This window comes from Microcoleus sp. B9-D4, from assembly GCF_036705105.1.
Classification (GTDB): Bacteria; Cyanobacteriota; Cyanobacteriia; order Cyanobacteriales; family Microcoleaceae; genus Microcoleus.
The window spans coordinates 18,120-35,203 of sequence record NZ_JAUBTS010000005.1; the positions used below are offsets into that span (position 1 = coordinate 18,120).

At 45.6% G+C, this 17,084-nt stretch carries 13 protein-coding genes; 7 read left to right on the forward strand and 6 right to left on the reverse strand.

Translation table 11 applies throughout. The features are described from left to right. Window positions 1-115 precede the first annotated feature (115 nt). Window positions 116-562 (forward strand): hypothetical protein, encoded by a 447-nt coding sequence (locus QUB24_RS04270; RefSeq protein WP_333150981.1) that lies wholly within the window; start codon window positions 116-118, stop codon window positions 560-562. Window positions 563-853: 291 nt separating this feature from the next. On the opposite strand, the gene QUB24_RS04275 is transcribed toward QUB24_RS04270, so the two are convergent. The 3 genes from QUB24_RS04275 to QUB24_RS04285 form a co-directional block, all read right to left on the reverse strand. Next, complete coding sequence (locus tag QUB24_RS04275) at window positions 854-997, reverse strand: hypothetical protein (protein ID WP_333150983.1); 144 nt, start codon at window positions 995-997, stop codon at window positions 854-856. Window positions 998-1,059: 62 nt separating this feature from the next. After that, the gene (locus QUB24_RS04280; RefSeq protein WP_333150985.1) at window positions 1,060-1,614 is read right to left on the reverse strand and encodes a cyclic nucleotide-binding domain-containing protein; all 555 of its coding nucleotides are present in this window, start codon (window positions 1,612-1,614) and stop codon (window positions 1,060-1,062) included. A 328-nt stretch (window positions 1,615-1,942) separates the two neighbouring features. After that, window positions 1,943-2,926 (reverse strand): DUF1517 domain-containing protein, encoded by a 984-nt coding sequence (locus tag QUB24_RS04285; protein ID WP_333150987.1) that lies wholly within the window; start codon window positions 2,924-2,926, stop codon window positions 1,943-1,945. A gap of 443 nt (window positions 2,927-3,369) precedes the next feature. Here QUB24_RS04285 and hemB point away from each other — a divergent pair, with 443 nt between their 5' ends. Beyond that, window positions 3,370-4,353: a porphobilinogen synthase gene (gene hemB / locus QUB24_RS04290; protein WP_333107810.1), complete on the forward strand. Its 984-nt coding sequence runs from the start codon at window positions 3,370-3,372 to the stop codon at window positions 4,351-4,353. A 477-nt stretch (window positions 4,354-4,830) separates the two neighbouring features. Here the strand turns inward: hemB and QUB24_RS04295 are convergent, their stop codons facing one another. Then, window positions 4,831-6,342 (reverse strand): FAD-dependent oxidoreductase, encoded by a 1,512-nt coding sequence (locus QUB24_RS04295; RefSeq protein WP_333150989.1) that lies wholly within the window; start codon window positions 6,340-6,342, stop codon window positions 4,831-4,833. Between the two features lie 101 nt (window positions 6,343-6,443). On the opposite strand from QUB24_RS04295, the gene QUB24_RS04300 reads away from it, so the two are divergent. Further along, window positions 6,444-7,292: an ABC transporter permease gene (locus QUB24_RS04300; RefSeq protein WP_333150991.1), complete on the forward strand. Its 849-nt coding sequence runs from the start codon at window positions 6,444-6,446 to the stop codon at window positions 7,290-7,292. A gap of 35 nt (window positions 7,293-7,327) precedes the next feature. Here QUB24_RS04300 and QUB24_RS04305 read toward each other — a convergent pair whose 3' ends face one another. Further along, the gene (locus QUB24_RS04305; RefSeq protein WP_333150993.1) at window positions 7,328-9,388 is read right to left on the reverse strand and encodes a dynamin family protein; all 2,061 of its coding nucleotides are present in this window, start codon (window positions 9,386-9,388) and stop codon (window positions 7,328-7,330) included. A 94-nt stretch (window positions 9,389-9,482) separates the two neighbouring features. On the opposite strand from QUB24_RS04305, the gene QUB24_RS04310 reads away from it, so the two are divergent. The 3 genes from QUB24_RS04310 (at window position 9,483) to QUB24_RS04320 (ending at window position 12,751) form a co-directional block, all read left to right on the forward strand. Further along, window positions 9,483-10,334, forward strand: a complete 852-nt coding sequence (locus tag QUB24_RS04310; RefSeq protein ID WP_333150995.1) for an ABC transporter permease — start codon at window positions 9,483-9,485, stop codon at window positions 10,332-10,334. A 51-nt stretch (window positions 10,335-10,385) separates the two neighbouring features. After that, window positions 10,386-11,447 (forward strand): spermidine/putrescine ABC transporter substrate-binding protein, encoded by a 1,062-nt coding sequence (locus QUB24_RS04315; RefSeq protein ID WP_333150997.1) that lies wholly within the window; start codon window positions 10,386-10,388, stop codon window positions 11,445-11,447. Window positions 11,448-11,662: 215 nt separating this feature from the next. Then, window positions 11,663-12,751, forward strand: coding sequence for an ABC transporter ATP-binding protein (locus QUB24_RS04320; RefSeq protein ID WP_333150999.1), 1,089 nt, complete (start codon window positions 11,663-11,665; stop codon window positions 12,749-12,751). A gap of 164 nt (window positions 12,752-12,915) precedes the next feature. On the opposite strand, the gene QUB24_RS04325 is transcribed toward QUB24_RS04320, so the two are convergent. Further along, complete coding sequence (locus tag QUB24_RS04325; protein WP_333151001.1) at window positions 12,916-15,003, reverse strand: thioredoxin domain-containing protein; 2,088 nt, start codon at window positions 15,001-15,003, stop codon at window positions 12,916-12,918. 307 nt (window positions 15,004-15,310) lie between these two features. Between QUB24_RS04325 and QUB24_RS04330 the strand changes: the two genes are divergently transcribed. Then, window positions 15,311-16,885, forward strand: a complete 1,575-nt coding sequence (locus tag QUB24_RS04330; RefSeq protein WP_333151003.1) for an outer membrane protein assembly factor BamB family protein — start codon at window positions 15,311-15,313, stop codon at window positions 16,883-16,885. The last annotated feature ends 199 nt before the right edge of the window (window positions 16,886-17,084 follow it).

The following is a 17,084-nucleotide window of genomic DNA, read 5'->3' on the forward strand; positions in this document are numbered from 1 at the left end:
TAACCGCAATTTTTCGCAAACTATAACCAAAGATAGTTTGTGAATGAGCTAGCTTGGGATTAATATTTAAACATAAGCCAAAGACCTTTTTGAAAAGATAACTCAGGAATAAATCATGACTAATCGCCAACCAATACCCCCCAAAGAAGAAGTTAGCAAATCAACACCGGCCGACGAACAAATCGAAGCCAATATGGAAGCCCCCCACTACGACAGGGGCATTACTCCTGCGGAGACAGCAGCGCGGCAAGAACGGGAAGGCTCTAACTTCATGCACACAACCACCGAAGCGAAGCAGAAAAGTGCAAAAACTGATGACCAAACCGATGACGAAAGCATTCACACTACAGATGGTTATACAGTAGACAAAGAAGGTCTGGTTAACAATTACGCGATCGAACCGGAAATGTACATCAACGAACCGGGCGATTTGAGAGCAAAAGAAGAAGCCGAAGCCGCAGAACGCGCTCGAATTCTCGCAGAAATCAAAGATAAAAAAGGCGAGGAAGGAAAACTGACAATGGATGCAGACACCCGTGGCAAAGGGCCGGGCATTATCTAGATTGTGTGCTTGGTAGTTGCGTTTCAGCGCGCGAGGTTGCAACTGCAAAGCACAGGGGCGGGTTTTTCTAGTTCCGGCAGTTATCGATCGATATTTCCGGTACAACCCGCCCCTATTTTGTTTTCCACATCTGTTTTTTTGAGTTGAGATGTTACATCTTACATCTTGCACCAATATCAATAATCATGTTTTCGGCTGGGTCTCCTGCCCGACCCCTACTCCTCACAATAAAACTCATTCTTTGTGGAACAGGCCGGAAACCCTTTTCTTGAGAATGGTGCAAGATGTGAGTTACATCTGAGATATTGCACTATTCTCAATTACTTGTTTAGGAACAGGCTTTTCGGCCTGTTCCACAAGAGATGAATTTTTTTGTGGAACAGGCCGAAAAGCCTGTTCTTCAGAATGGTGCAAAATGTGAGTTACATCGTACATCTCTCAATTACCGTATCAATCGGCCAGTTTTCACACCCAGCGCAAAAACGCCTTAAAATTCCTCAAGCTTTAACATTTTCCCTCAGCCAATTAAACTTAGCCTCAGCTAGCGCCAAATTTTCCAGAACGTTAGGATTGATATCCTCGCGTTCAAATTCTGGTTGATCTAATTCAATATTGCGACCATATTCTATATGTCTGATCGTACCGCGCATCCTGTCTGCCAGACACAGTGAAATTCCATAATAAAACCGGGATGCAAAGCCCATATCGTTTTGAAGTTTGATGACTAACTGCCGCCTAGGAATTGCCAGCAAGTGAGTTTCTTCGATCGCCTTTACCGTTGCCAAAGGAGGGCGAGCGTCAATGAAAGAGACTTCTCCCACCAGTTCTCCGCTGGCTATTTTAGCGAGTTCTCTAGTCCGCTCAGCCTCGATTAAAACGCTCAAACTCCCATTCAAAACAATGTAGAGCGCATCTATCTGTCTCCCTTCATGGATCAAAATCCCGCCCGGATCTAGAACTTCCTTTTTGCCTTTTTGAACGATCCAGTTGATATCGTCATTATTTAACTGGCTCAAAATAAAAAGTGCTTTTTTTCTGCTGCTGTCGGCCATAAGTTTTAGCTCTCGATCGCTTCTTCTTTATATAAAATTTAGATGGGCGCGATCGCCACTTCTTCCGAAGCAGTCCTCGCTCAATACAGTTTTTTTATCTTGCCTAACTTCTTCGCAAAACCCATATCGGGCAGGCTTTGCCAATAGCAGATGAATCATGCTGAAGCATGATCTCTCAATACTAGCATTTGTTAAACAATCTTTTTTTACTCGATCGACCTCCCCAACCTCCCGCGAAATTCCCGTCTCAAAAGCAATGGGGTTCACCCGCCCAGCTTTGGTGCGGGATGGGGCGCGGGAGACAATGCTCCGCGCCCAGTCTTGCTCACTAAATCGATCGCAAATCAGGATAGCCGGCCAACATATCGTCAGCAGTCAGAGTGTCCCCGTTCGCTTGAGGAGTCCACAGCACCTCAACCGCCAGCAACTGCTCGCTCGATACTCCCCCAATCTGACGCAAAGCTTGGCGCAAATCTTCAGAGTTTTTCACTGCTGGCAATTGCAATTTACCTTGAGTACCGACAATCACCGTCACCACAATAAATTCCCCAGGATCTGAATTCACATCAGAAGCCACCAGCGCCCCATTTTCCTGCAAACCTGGCAGGATATTGCTGCTCCCTGCTTGCCGGAGCTGATTGTTATAATTCGAGAGCGTTTCTTCAGTAAATTTACTGCGTTCTGCCAAAGAAAGTTGATTAAACTTAGCTTCGGCTGCTTCCAAGCGAGTTTGCACAGATTCAGCACCCGCGTAAACCCAGTATTCAGGATGCCGCAGCAGCGCCAGAGTAGATTCTTGCAGCACTTGAGCACGACCGGCCGCTGTATCGGTATCCGCTTTGCGCGCTAGCGAGTCGAGTTCAGCTTGCAAACCGCGGGCCTCTGCTAGCAAACCAACTTGCAAGCGGGCGACAGATACGGTGCTAGTCGGGGCGCTGTTGCCGAGTTCGTCAGTTCCGCCCCCGGCGCGGCGGAAGCTTTGGACGAGGAAATTAGCGATCGAAATAAAAATCAAAATCGAGAACAGGCCGCCAAACCCGCCCCCAAAGCCAAAAAACGGCAGCAAGAACGGGAAACCGAACCCACCTCCAAAGCCACCACCCGGGTAGTAGCCTCCTCCCGACGGCGCGTAAGTGCGACTAGGAGACGAGTAACTGCGCGCCGGAGCACTAAAAGATCCGCCGCCGATGCGTCCGCCGCTGCGGGCAGCCAGAGATCCGTCAGCGTTACCGAGGGCTAGCGTCAGTACCAGACCGATCGCAAATAGTGATTTCAAAAGCGGTTTCATCTTTGAAATTAGTTGCTTGTACATAAGACCGTTACTATTCGATACATTTATAATTTACAGTCTATCCTCGCTTCTGGGCAGCCTGGTTATAGGTATGAAGCCAGCGAGATATCCGTACCAACAGATCCAAGAAGCAGCGTTAGGGCTGTGTCTGGGAACGGGAAAGGCTAGAAATCACTTGCATTCCTGACTACTTAATTCTTGCACCATTCTCAAGAGCAGGCTGGCGGGCCTGTTCCACAAAAACTGAATTTCCTGTGGGGATTACGGCTTGGGATCTTCTAGCCCGCCCCTAAAATGGTTATTGAGAATGGTGCAACATCTCAGTTACTACAAAGAATCGACATCCTGGCTTTTACAGAACTTTACTTAAGTACAGGGCGATCGGCCAACAATAAGCTCTAGACTTTTAAAGAAACGCCGCGAGTCCTCAAAAACAGGGCTTTATCTACCGTAAAAAAAACATTATGTTTCCAACTCACCGCCCCCGCCGCCTCCGCAACCATCCCCAACTCCGCCGGATGGTACGCGAAAATATCTTGACAACCAGCGATTTAATTTACCCCCTATTTGCCGTACCGGGGGAAGCTTTTGCTAAAGAAGTCACATCGATGCCCGGAGTTTACCAGCTATCGGTAGACAAAATAGTAGAAGAAGCAAAAGAAGTCTACGACCTCGGCATTCCCGCTATTATTTTATTCGGCATTCCCGCAGACAAAGATACAGATGCTACAGGTGCTTGGCACGATTGTGGCATCGTTCAACAAGCGACGGAAGCAGTTAAAAAAGCCGTACCAGATTTAATCGTCATGGTCGATACTTGTCTGTGCGAATATACCAGTCACGGTCATTGCGGCTATTTGGAAGTCGGAGATTTAAGCGGCCGCGTCTTGAACGATCCCACACTAGAATTGCTGAAGAAAACCGCAGTTGCTCAAGCTAAAGCCGGTGCAGATATTATCGCACCTTCGGGAATGATGGACGGTTTTGTCGGAGCAATTCGCGAAGGATTGGACTCCGCTGGATTTGAAGATATTCCTATCATGTCTTACGCGGCAAAATACGCCTCAGCTTATTATGGCCCATTCCGGGATGCAGCAGAGTCTGCTCCGCAATTTGGCGATCGGCGCACCTATCAAATGGACCCAGGAAACGGCCGCGAAGCTCTGAAAGAAATTGCTCTCGACATTGCCGAAGGCGCAGATATGCTCATGGTTAAACCCGCTTTAGCTTACATGGACATCATCTGGCGCGTGAAGGAAGCAACTAATCTGCCAGTTGCTGCTTACAACGTTTCTGGAGAATATGCGATGGTGAAAGCCGCCGCCCTCAACGGTTGGATAGATGAAGAAAGAGTAGTGATGGAAACTTTGACAGGATTCAAGCGTGCTGGTTGTGATTTGATTTTGACTTATCACGCCAAAGACGCCGCCCGCTGGCTGCAAAACTGATTCACTTGATTTGAGATTAGAGATTAGAGATTTGACTCCACATCACAATTTTCGCGTGTTCTTGTGGAGTCAACACCTCTCTCGATAGATGATTTTTGAGCAATTAGGCAAGACACTAGCTATAGCTTACGCTTACCGATACACGACGCCTCGAAACCGGGTTTTTACCGTTTCAGTGGGCTGTAACTGAGATATTGCACCATTCTCAGGAACAGGCTTTCCGGCCTGTTCCACAAAGAGTGAATTTTCTTGTGGAACAGGCCGGAAAGCCTGTTCATAAAAAGCTTATTGAGAATGGTGCAACATCTCAGTTAAATCTGACATCTTGCAGCAATATCAATAAGAGGATTTTTCGTGGGGTCGGGCGGGTTTATAGAACCTATTTGCAAGCTTTAAGGCTGTTGGCGAACCCGCCCCTACGGCTAATTGAGAATGGTGCAAGATATCTGTTAAATGCGTTGGCGAATTTCCTTCTTCTTATGGTAGCCAAAAATCGGGAATGAAAGTTTTAGTCAAAGTGCGAGTAAACTGATTAATCTTTCTCCCGATTTGAATGTGCGGTTCGTCAGCTTCCACGGGAATAATTGCCGCTTTGTTTCCGATTCCGAAACGCGAAATTACCAAATTTGCCGCTTCCAAACCAGTAACATAAGCTTTTTCCTGCGACCAAGAACCGTGGCGGGTTACAACCCAATCGCCACTCATAAATACATTATCATAACTTGTTACCGCAGGCAACAAATACTGATAGCTACCAGGGGCAAAATGCGTCACAGCCCGCGACAGCCGAATCGCGCTGCTGTCAATTACTTTTGCCGCCCGAAAAGCGGGGATACAAGTGGCTAAATCCCGCTGAACTAAGGAAAAAATTTCCTCATCTTTTAGGGGAATTAATTGATTTGCGTGATAAAAGTCAGCTTCGACAACTGTTCCCGGTTCGTCTCGAAATTCGTCGTGCAAAGCATTCAAATCAAAAAACGTCCAACCTGTAGTTGAACTAAATCCAAAACAGGCATTAGAAGGCAGCGGAATGTCAATTTTTCTGTCAAACCACAGGCGAACAGCTAACACGTCAACTGCACCCAAATTCATCGCGTCGCGAAACTCTTGGCGACTTTGCAAAGCGGGGCTGCTGCTGATAATTTTTTGCATTCCCGTGACGCCAACTGCAAAAATAACTGCATCTGCCTCGAAGGTTTCTTCGCCGCAAACAACGCCTGTTGCTCGGTTGTTGCTGTCAACTCTTAAATCAGTAACTCGCTGCTTTGTCAATACTTTTGCACCGAGTTTTTCCAGGCGATCGACCCACGGGCGAAATATTTTTTCTCCGACTGTTCCGCGACACCAAACTACATCAAAATCCGGTTGGTGTGCTAATATGAAATAATAAAGCATTCCCAAAGCTGCGGCGGCAGAACATTGTTCTCCTGGTGCAAATAAACCTACTAATAACATTGGCTCAAAAGCATCGCGGTACAGTCTTGCAGAAACGCCAAACTGTTTAAATAGTTCGCGGGCGGTGACGCGATCGTACCGGCGCCAAGCTTCGTCGGAATTGTCGAAATCTAGGACGGCGTAAAGTAAGGGCAAGGCGGAAAGCCGATCGACTAATGGCAGCCTTTTAAATCTGGTGTAAAGAAAGGTTCCTAACGGTGTAGGAAGGCGCGGTTCGTCCTGAAAAATCGGCGATTCTACTTCCAATCCCGCTGGTGAATACTGACAAGAACGAGTCCAAGGCGTGAAGGGATCTAGTCCTAATTCCTTGACTAAGGAAAAGATATTTTTGTAGGGATACCAGAAGCCATGAATGCCTGCTTCTACGGAACGCCCGCCGGCGGTTTTCCACCCTGCAACTAAGCCACCCGGATAAGGGCCTGCTTCTAACAAAGTTACGTCATAGCCTTGCTGGGCTAGGTGATAGGTAGCGCCTAAACCGGCCCATCCTGCACCGACGACGACTATTTTGGGGGTTGACGATTCTGCTGACATTGCGTACCTCTTGATAATTTATTAATGATGACATAATTCATAAAATGCGGATTTGATATAAAATGTGTTGCATTATGTGCTAAATTTCGCTTGAGTGAATAATGAGTGTCAAAAACCGCCAGCAAACTAACCTGTTGCTGCTATTATTTCCCGCTACCGCATGGCTGATGGTTTTCTTCATTTTGCCCGTGCTAATTGTACTGTTGTACAGTTTCTTAGAACGCGGTACTTACGGCGGTGTTACTTGGATATTTACTCTCAGCAACTACCAGCGTTTGTTCAGTGGACTTTTCTTAGGAGTAATTGGGCGATCGCTCTGGCTGGCTTTTCTGACAACAGCCGCTTGCTTATTAGTTGGGTATCCCCTAGCATTCTTCATCGCCACCCGTTCTCCTCGCTGGCGAAATGCTTTGCTTTTGCTGGTAATTATTCCATTTTGGACTAACTTTTTAGTGAGAACCTACGCTTGGATCATACTCCTGCGTAGCGAAGGAGTAGTTAACACAGCCTTGCAAAGCTTGCAAATTATTAGCGAACCGTTAAATTTGCTTTTTACGCCTTTCGCTGTGGCGATCGGTCTTATTTACGGCTATTTACCTTTCATGGTTCTGCCTTTATATTCTAGCATAGAACGCTTCAATTTTTCATTGGTAGAAGCCGCTCAAGATTTAGGGGCAAATGATATTCGTACTTTTTGGCGCGTATTTTTACCATTAACAACTCGCGGTATTGTTGCCGGATCTATTTTAGTTTTTGTTCCAGCAGTCGGCGCTTTCATCACACCGGATATATTAGGTGGTTCTAAAACAGTTATGGTGGGAAATTTGATTCAAAATCAGTTTATGAAAGCCCGCGACTGGCCTTTTGGATCGGCGCTTTCTATGCTGTTGACGGTAATCATATTGATTCCGGTTTTAATTTACTTCCGCGTGTCTGACGAAACCCAATAGTAAGGCGCGAAATGGGCACCTTACTTGGATTTTAGCTAAAGAAATCCACCTACCAACTCAATTTGCTGCAATTGAGACAAGATATCGGCTTCCAAGTCTTTTAAACGTTTAGTTTCAGCGAGTATGTCAATTTCTCGCGATTGTTTTTGAGCGAGCAAACTATCTAACTCGGCTTTGCGAGAATTGATATCAGAATTCACGCGATCGCAGACCTGTTCTTCGTAAGTATCAAAACATTTCCTGACTGCTTCATAAATATATTGCGACTGTTCTTCAGCGATTTGTGGCAGATATTTGACAAACTCTTTCTTAGTCGCAGAAATGAACTGTTGGCGAACATACTCGGCTTGCAATGCTACAACACCTGTAACTACCAGAATTCCACCCAAAACAGAAAGAGTTAAAGAGGCAAAAACTACACCGATAATATTGAGCACAAGCGTCACCATGACACAAGCCAAGACACTCTGCCAAAACATATTGAAAGAATGGATACCTCTGTTGAGGTTGTCGGGAATCGAGGAAAACATATCTATTGCCACCTCAGCCCAAGTCGAGTTTTCTTCATGCTTGTAGCTATGTCCGACGGCGTAGAATCGGTAGCCTAACAGCTTCTTATTCATAGCTTCTACTACTCGTTCATATTCAATTCGGCAATCGGCTGCTTTTTCCTCCAGTTCAGAGAAAGCAGAGGCTATCTTCTGTTTGGCAATGAATTCCCAAGCAGCGAGGCGATCGTTCATATATCGCTCGAAAGCACGTTTGAATGAGGTATAGAACATTGCCCGGTTGTTTTTGTCGAGAAATTGCATGAAATCTAAATCGGGCTGAGTGCTTAAAAAATCATTTTCAAAGGTGTTTTCTAAATCCAGGATATAGGTACGGAAAGAATTGCCTATTTCCTGGGAAGTTCGCTCGCGGACTGTTCTAATTTCTTGCTGGAATTGATTACCAATTTTCGACAAGTTTGCGAAGTCCGACTGAATCGAATCAATTTTCTCTTTCAATTGATCGACAGTTTCATCTAACAAAGGAATGCGGCGGGAGATTGCTGCTTGAAAGCGATTGCAAGCTTGAAGGGCGATCGCTCTTGCTTGTTCCCGTTCAGCAGCAGCTCGTTCCCCAGTCAGAAAATGATTGAGAGCCGCCAGAAACTCGACAAAGCCAGTGCCTTCTAAAGTAGCTTCTGAGTTTTTCAAACGACTACGCAAGGCATTGAGAGCAGAAATCTCAAATACTCGCTGCTGATAAATATCCCGACCCCGATCCTGACAATATTCACTCAGATTAGTCTGGAAAACTCGACGCAGTTTGTCCTCGGCTACTTGCAGTGCCTCAGTGTCTTCTGGATCGACAAGTCCCTCTCGAATTCTATCCCAAGAATTGACTATGAAGAAAATAGTTAAACCTCGGTCTTTGAGGTAATTTTGGAGATAGCGGCGTTCCTCCAATGTGCAAGGTTGAGACGCACTCAACACAAAAAGTATGGCGTGACAGTTATAGATATAGTCGAGAGTAAGCTGGTTTCGCGCTTCCGTATCATTCAGTCCCGGGCTGTCCACAAATTCGATACCTTTGGCTAGCAGCGGTAGCGGATGTTCTACCACCGCATGACTGATATCTGGAAAAGCTAGCTGTTTACCCCGCTCTAGAATTTTTGCTTCTTCTGGATCAATTGTATAGCGCTGCTTAAACTGCTGAAAATCTATTTCCTCTGGTTGTTTGCTATCGTTATAGTAAATCGTCGCTTTCTCAGCAGTACCGTATTTCAACACCGTTAACAAAGCAGTACAGGGAGTGACATCACTGGGAAGTAAATTCTGCCCTAGCAAAGCATTGAGAAATGTACTTTTTCCCCGCTTCATATCCCCTAATACTAAAAACCGAAAGACTCCTTGGCGCAAATTTTTACTTTGCTGGATGAGACGTTCAATCTCTTTAGAGAGTCCTAGTTTTCCAGATGTATTTTCTGCTTGTGATTCAGCTTGGGTGAGATTTTGGGCGATATCCTCCAACAAAGCTGCTATCTCGTTGCGAACTCTGACAAGGCGATCCAAGTTATGGAGCCAACCAGCCGCTTTTTCTTGACTGCTCATGGGTCTTCCCTCGAGTAAGGTCTAATTCGATCTTATCACCTTGACCGATCTAAATTTAGGGTAAGATGCCCAAATGACTAATGACTAATCACTCATGACTAAACTAGACTTGCTCGTGCGGGCGATCGGCAAAAAGTGGCTTTGGGTACAAGCTGCACTAGCATTTGCCTTTCTTTACTTGCCAATTCTCATCTTAATTATTTACTCCTTTAACGCCTCCAGATTCAATGCCGTTTGGCGCGGTTTTACCCTCGATTGGTACCGCAGTTTGTTTAGCAATGCAGGCGCGACGATTGCTACGAGTAGCAGCGCCGGAATCTGGACAGCACTCAACAACAGCTTGCTAATTGCAGCTATTTCGACGGTGTTAGCGACAATTTTTGGTACAATGCTCGCCCTAGCACTCGAACGCTTTCATTTTCCGGGGCACAAAGCTGTAGAAGCTTTACTGTTTTTGCCGATTATCATGCCCGAAATTACGATCGGCATTTCGCTGCTAGTTTTCTTTACCCTAGTATTTCGGATCGTAGAAAATCTTACAGGAATTCGCCTGAATCTCGGCTTACCTACCGTAATTATAGGTCACATTGTCTTTAATATTTCCTTTGTGACTATTACTGTTAGGGCGCGTTTGGCGGAACTAGATCCCCAATTAGAACAAGCAGCTTTTGACTTAGGCGCTAACGAATGGCGGGCTTTTTGGCGCATCACTCTTCCTCTGATTTGGCCCGCTATTTTCAGCGCGGCACTGCTGGCTTTTACTCTGTCGCTGGACGATTTTGTCGTGACATTTTTTACCACCGGCGTCGGTTCCATGACGCTGCCATTATTTGTTTATGGCATGATAAAATTTGCAGTTACGCCAGCGATTAATGCCATTTCAACTTTGATGTTGTTGGCTTCCTTGTTGCTGGTTGTATCATCGTTAAAAGTTCAGAAAAGTTAAAAAAATTGCTTTCTGTGTCATAATTATTGTCGTCTGCAACTAACACAACCTATGAAACGCCTGCTGACTTTCCTACTTTTGTTTGTGATGAGTGCAACCGTGGCTTTCGGCTGTAGCCCCACAGGTGGCAACCAACAGCAAGTGCTCAGCATTTACAATTATGCAAGTTATATCGCCCCAGAAACGATCGCCCAATTCGAGAAAGAGAACAATGTTAAAATTCAATACGACACTTTCGAGAACAGCGACGCACTCTATGCCAAACTCAAACAGGGAAACCCCGGTTACGACTTAATATTTCCTGCCGATTACATGGTGAAAATCATGACCGCAGAAAATCTAATTGACCCGCTGAATTTAAACAATATTCCCAACCAAAAAAACCTCGAGCCTAAGTTTATCAATCAAGCTTTTGATCCGGGAAATAAATATTCCCTGCCCTACCAGTGGGGAACGATGGGAATTGGCTACAACCTGAAAGAAACCAAGGGCGATATCAACAGTTGGGCGGCGATGTTTGACCCAAAATATACCGGAAAAGTCGCGTGGCAAGACGATGCCAGATACACATTTGCAGGAGTTTTAATGTATTTAGGATTTGACCCAAATACAACCAATCCCGAAGAGATTAACAAAGCCCGCGATTTGCTGATTAAAAGTAAAAATATCATTGCAGCTTTTGTCCCCGACACCGGGCAAAATATGCTAGATCAAGGAGAAGTAAATTTGGCAATGGAATGGAGCGGTGATATTTTCCAAGTGATGACAGAAAATCCTAATATCCGTTACGCTATTCCCAAAGAAGGAACAATCATTTTTTCAGACAACATGGCTATTCCCAAAGGTGCAGCCCACAAAGAGTTAGCGGAGAAATTTATTAACTTTATTTTGCAGCCAGAAGTCGGCGCCCAAATTTCCAATTTTACCCACTTCGGATCGCCCAACAAAGCAGCAATTGATCGAGGTTTAATCGACCCGAAAGATTTTAAAAATCCTCAAATTTACCCGCCGGCTGAGGTGTTTGGCAAAATGAAATTATTGCAGGATGTCGGGAAAGCAACTGCATTGTATGATAAAGCTTGGACGGAAGTTAAAGCAGGGGCTGGAAAGTAGATATAACACAGGTTTCTGCCCGGGCTGGTTCAATTAAATTTTTAGTTGGCATTGGAGTTGCACCCTCGTCAAGAACGGGCAAGATGCCCGTTCCACAAGAAGAAAATTAAGTTTTGTGGAACGGGCATCTTGCCCGTTCCTAAACAAGTAATTGAGAATGGTGCAAGATATCAGGACTCGAACTCAGATTTTTATTACTCACACATACTAACACAATGCACTCTGTCGAAGTTTTAGAAGTTTCCAAAGTATTTAAAAGTGCCCGCAGTCAAGATTTCTTAGCTGTAGATAACATCAACCTGCAAATTTACGATCGAGAATTCTTTTCTTTACTCGGTCCTTCCGGCTGCGGCAAAACTACAACTTTGCGAATGATCGCTGGTTTTGAAATTCCCACAGCGGGCGAAATTTACATTCACGGCCAACCGATGCAAAATCGCCCGCCATTTCACCGCCCAGTAAATACCGTATTTCAAAACTATGCTTTATTTCCGCACATGACAGTAGCACAAAATGCCGCTTTTGGGTTGGAAATGGAGAATTTGCCTCAGCAAACAATTCGCGATCGCGTTGCTGAAGCCTTAGCATTAGTACAGTTAACCGAGGTAGAAAAACGCTATCCCCGCCAACTGTCAGGGGGACAGCAGCAGCGAGTAGCATTAGCAAGAGCATTAGTCAAACAGCCGTCTGTTTTGCTGTTGGATGAACCCCTAGGAGCGCTGGATTTAAAATTGCGTAAAGAGATGCAATTAGAATTGAAAAAAATGCAGCGAAAATTGGGGATTACATTTATTTATGTAACTCACGATCAGGAAGAAGCACTAACGATGTCGGACAGAATTGCAGTGATGGATGGAGGAAAACTGCAACAAGTCGGCACGCCTGTTGATATTTATGAATATCCTAAAACGCGGTTTGTTGCTGATTTTATTGGCGATAGCAATTTTTTAAGTGGTCGAGTAGTAGAAAAGCAAAACGGTAAAATAATCGTGTTGATTGACCAGCAGTTAGCCGTGTTAGTTGCGACTGCAGAAGATATGCCCGCTGGGAAAGTTGTTACCCTGGTGTTGCGGCCAGAAAAAGCTGCTATTTATCCGGCTAATTATGACGATGAAAATAGCTGGCCGGGAATAGTAGAAGAGGCTATTTATATTGGCACTGATACGCGCTATACGGTGCGGTTGACTGCTAAAAGCTCGATCGCCCTTCGCCGACAAAACTTGCACAGAGATGACTTGCAGCGACACCAAGTCGGCGACAGCGTTCGAGTCGCAGTGCCGCCGGAAAGTATCTACATTGTTTGACACTCAAGCGGGCTGAAGCCACTGAGATTCTTTGGAAGATTGAGGGGCAGACTGAAGATGTACTTAATTCCCGGAAGAAGTAATCTACTTCTTCCTTCTGCTTCCTCCTTCTTCCTTCGCGTCCTTCGCGTCTTCGCGGTTCAATAATATAGACAGTATTGGTGCTAAACTCGCGTTTGACTTTGCAAAATTTCCTCCAACAGTCGCTCTTGACTTTTCGCAGGTTCCTTGCAAGTCAAACACTCGCAAACTAACCCGATAACACCTTCAGGCAAATCAGCCTCAATCTGACAGACAGCAGTCGGATAATACTGCGAAATCAACCCGGAAATCTGGTCGGGTGACGTGCGAATCAGGGTAGAATGCTGATACCAGTCGATCGCCGAAAGTAGACTCGGACAAGCTTGCGGAGCATCTTGTACAATACTGCTGAAAGCTTGCAAACCTTGCTGGGCGCGATCGAGATATTCTAAATTCGGGCCCAACAGCGCGAGACGAACCAAAGAGGCGATCGCAATTCCATTCGCCGCCGGAGTTGCATTGTCTATATAGCTGCGTTCCCGCACCAACAAATCTCCGCTAGCATCCTTAGCAGTATTGTAATATCCTCCCAATTCCACGCTCCACAAAAACTCATCAAACTCTTCTTGCACCTGCCCAGCTTTCTCCAACCAAAACTGAGAATTCGGCAACTGTTTTGCCTCTTCCCCATTGCCTAAAGTCAAACTCGCTTGGTGCAAATCCAACAAAGCTTTCACAAACAAAGCATAATCTTCCGACTGCGCGGTAACAGCAGATTTTCCGTCATAATTCAAACGCTGAAACCGCCCATCCGTCCACTGATTTTCTAAAATAAACTTAGCCGCTTTCACAGCTAATTCCAGATATTCCCAATTCCCAAAAACAGCCGCAGCGCGGGCCAATCCCGAAATCATTAAGCTATTCCAAGCCGCAATCATTTTCGTATCAGTAACGGCGGGAATTCTACCCGGCCAACTGTCGTTTTTAGCTTCTTGATTGTTCCTGGCTGGCGGAAAGGTTTTTACAGTATCGGGCTTGGCACCGTAACGCACAGCAAAGAGTTTAGCCAAAGCCGTTTCTACCGTGTCGCTCAGTTTTCCTGGATGGCGGCGCTGCAATACATTCTTGCCTTCAAAATTGCCGCTGCGACTAACAGTAAACTGTGCTTTAATTTCTGCCAATTCCTCAGCAGTTAATAGTTGTTCCAGTTCGGCATAAGTCCAGACATAAAATGCTCCTTCTTCCGGTTCAACTTCTTCAGAAGTGTTAAAGCTGTCCGCATCCTGTGCAGCATAAAAATAACCTGTGGGCGCAATCATTTCTCGCTTCAACCATTCTACTGTCCCCGCGATCGCACTTTCAAAAGCGGGTTCTTGTATTCCCGCGCTCCACAAATTTGCTAAATACTCAACAATTTGACCGTTGTCGTAGAGCATTTTTTCAAAGTGAGGCACAGTCCAAGTCGCATCAACCGTATAGCGGTGAAATCCGCCTCCTACGTGGTCGTAAATGCCGCCCAATGCTAAGTCTAATCCGCGCTGAGTGCAGACTTGTTTGCTGTCGTATTTTGATTCAAAATTAAATCGCGTTCCCCGCAGTGCTAGCTCAGCATAAGGTATCATCGGAAAACTGGGGCCGGGGTTGCTGCCGGCAACAATTCCGGTGTTGATTTCTAACCCTTTTTGGAAGAGCTCGCGATTTAATTCGGCAGTTACTCCTGACAGCGCTGCCGACTGTTGGAGGTTGCCTAAAATCTCTGCTTTGAAGGCTTCTACTTTGCCTTTTTCTGTGTCGTAAAAGCGGCGAATTGCTTGCAAAACTTCTAAAAATCCCGGCCGTCCGTAGCGCGGTTCTACGGGGAAATAAGTGCCTCCGTAGAAGGGAACTCGCTCGTCTGGAGTGAGAAAAACGTTGAGCGGCCAACCGCCTTGACCGGTCATCATTTGCAAGGTTTGCATATAAATGCTGTCGATATCCGGGCGTTCTTCCCGATCGACTTTTATCGGTATAAAGTGCGAATTCATGTATTGGGCGATCGCGCGATCGGAAAATGCTTCCCCTTCCATCACCGTGCACCAGTGGCAGCTAGAGTAGCCAATTGACAGGAAAATCGGTTTATTTTCGCTTCGGGCCGTTTCTAGGGCTTCGTCGCACCAGGGCCACCAGTCGATCGGATTTTCGGCGTGTTTCCGCAGGTAAAGGCTTTGGGATTGAGCAAGACGGTTGACCATAATCAAATATACTTTTACTCGTGCTGAGTAAGCTTGTCAGTTTTATAGCAGTTTAGCGCGAGATGTTTTAGTTGAGTTGTGGCTGATAATTATGTTTTAATATTAATACCAATTAAATGTGAAGTTGCACATATCTCGATCCCCCTAAATCCCCCTGATTGTTGGGGAGTAGGGGTTGACTTTGAGAAGAATCTTGTCCCCCCCTTTGTAGGGGCGGTGCCCCCGTGCCCGCCCTCTTGGCTAGGGGGGATCAGATTCTACGGGGCCTCATAAAAATTTGGTATAACGCTGATTATCTCGATCTAATATGAGCTTATCATCTCGGAGAACCTTCAATCAACAGCTAGCACAATTTTTGCTGAGTGCTGCTGTTCCTCCTGCTGTTCTCAAACTGAGCCAAACTGAATCCTCAGAGCCAGCTTTATTAGAAACTAATCTTAACAATTTGCTGGCTAAAGCAGACCCAGAAATAGAATTATTAGTCCCGACCTTTTTAGGTAACGACAAGCGTCGGTTCTACGGCAGAGGTGTTCCGAAAAGCTTGAAGTTAATCGACAAATTTCAACTCGGCAGCGGCAGGACTTTTCTGGGAAGGCGGTCTGTAGTTTGGAGCGGTGCCGGTTGGACAGGACAGCCGACAATTACCAGAGACGGGGGAAAAACTTATTTAATTATAGGTGCTTATGACCACAATTTGCGAAAAATAGATATTGCTACCAATAAAGAAGTTTGGCGCTATAAATTTGATGATATAATCAAAGGTTCCTCAACGATTTATATCGATGAAAAAGCTAGCCCCGAAAACAGAATTGTAATTTTGCAGGGAAGCCGCAGTGGCGGTGGTGGCAAAAGTGTCGTGCCGAGTTTTAGGGCAATATCTTTTAGAACTGGCAAGGAACTTTGGAAATTGGACATCAGGAAAACGCCCAGCTACAGCCGGGATAATGACAGTAGCGCTTTGGATCTCGGCGGTGGCGTTTTGTTCAATGCGGGGGAAAATGCGATCGGCTATTTTCTCGATAGTTCCACAAGCAATGCAAAAATCAAACAAGGCATCAAGCAGCCAAATATCTTGTCGGAAGTACAGCTTTATGCAGCAGCAGATATCAGCAAGCACCGCGGCAACTTGGTAGCGGAGTCATCGCCATCACGGCTCAAAGATAGAATATTTATAGCTGCTGGTTCCGGTCATATTTACGGTATTAGCATTGCAACTAAAAAGATAGTTTGGGATTTTTATACTGGTTCAGATTTGGATGGAAGTGCTGTAATTTCTAAATCAGGGAAACTGTTTTGTGCCATTGAAAAACAATACATTCAGGGCAACGGCGGAGTGCTGAAGCTGAATCCAAACAAGGAACCGAATGCCAGTGTTGAATGGTTTTTGCCGACGGGAAATCGCCGACTTTCTAGCTGGGAAGGCGGGATAATTGGCTCGGTGGCGTTGAATGACGAGTACAATTCAGGGGAGTTTCCGGCGCTGTTTGCCACAAATGCGATCGACGGCAATTTGTACATCGGTTCCCAAGATATGATTACAGGTAAAAAAACTTCTGTGCCTTGGCGAAACCAGTCTTACGATACTCCGGTAATACTATTTAAAAAAGCGATTGGTTCTTCAATTTCGACTCCGATTTTTACCGATGGCAATAAACTGATAAGTGCGGGATACAACGGTGTTTATTTGTTCAATTTGAATTGGGAACGAGCGAAGTCGGGAGATCAGAATGCTTTGAGAAATGCTAAAGGGGAGTTTTACCGTTTGAAAGTAATAGAATCGGGGAGATTTAAGCCGGGTTTGTCATTTGAGGCGACGCCTGTAGTTTGGGACGGAATTGTGAGGATTTGCGCGAGGGATGGCTGGATGTATACTTTGGGTTAGTTATTGGTATTTTGTACCTCTATCGGGAACAGGCAAGATGCCTGTTCCACAATAAGTAGACTCTGTTGTGGAACAGGCATCTTGCCTGTTCTTAAAAGGGTGTTGAAATCCGCCAAGGCCACTACCTGCCGTTTAACTGCGCTTATATCTTTCATATAAAGGATGTCAGGTATCGGAAACCTGTTATAGCAATCCTCGC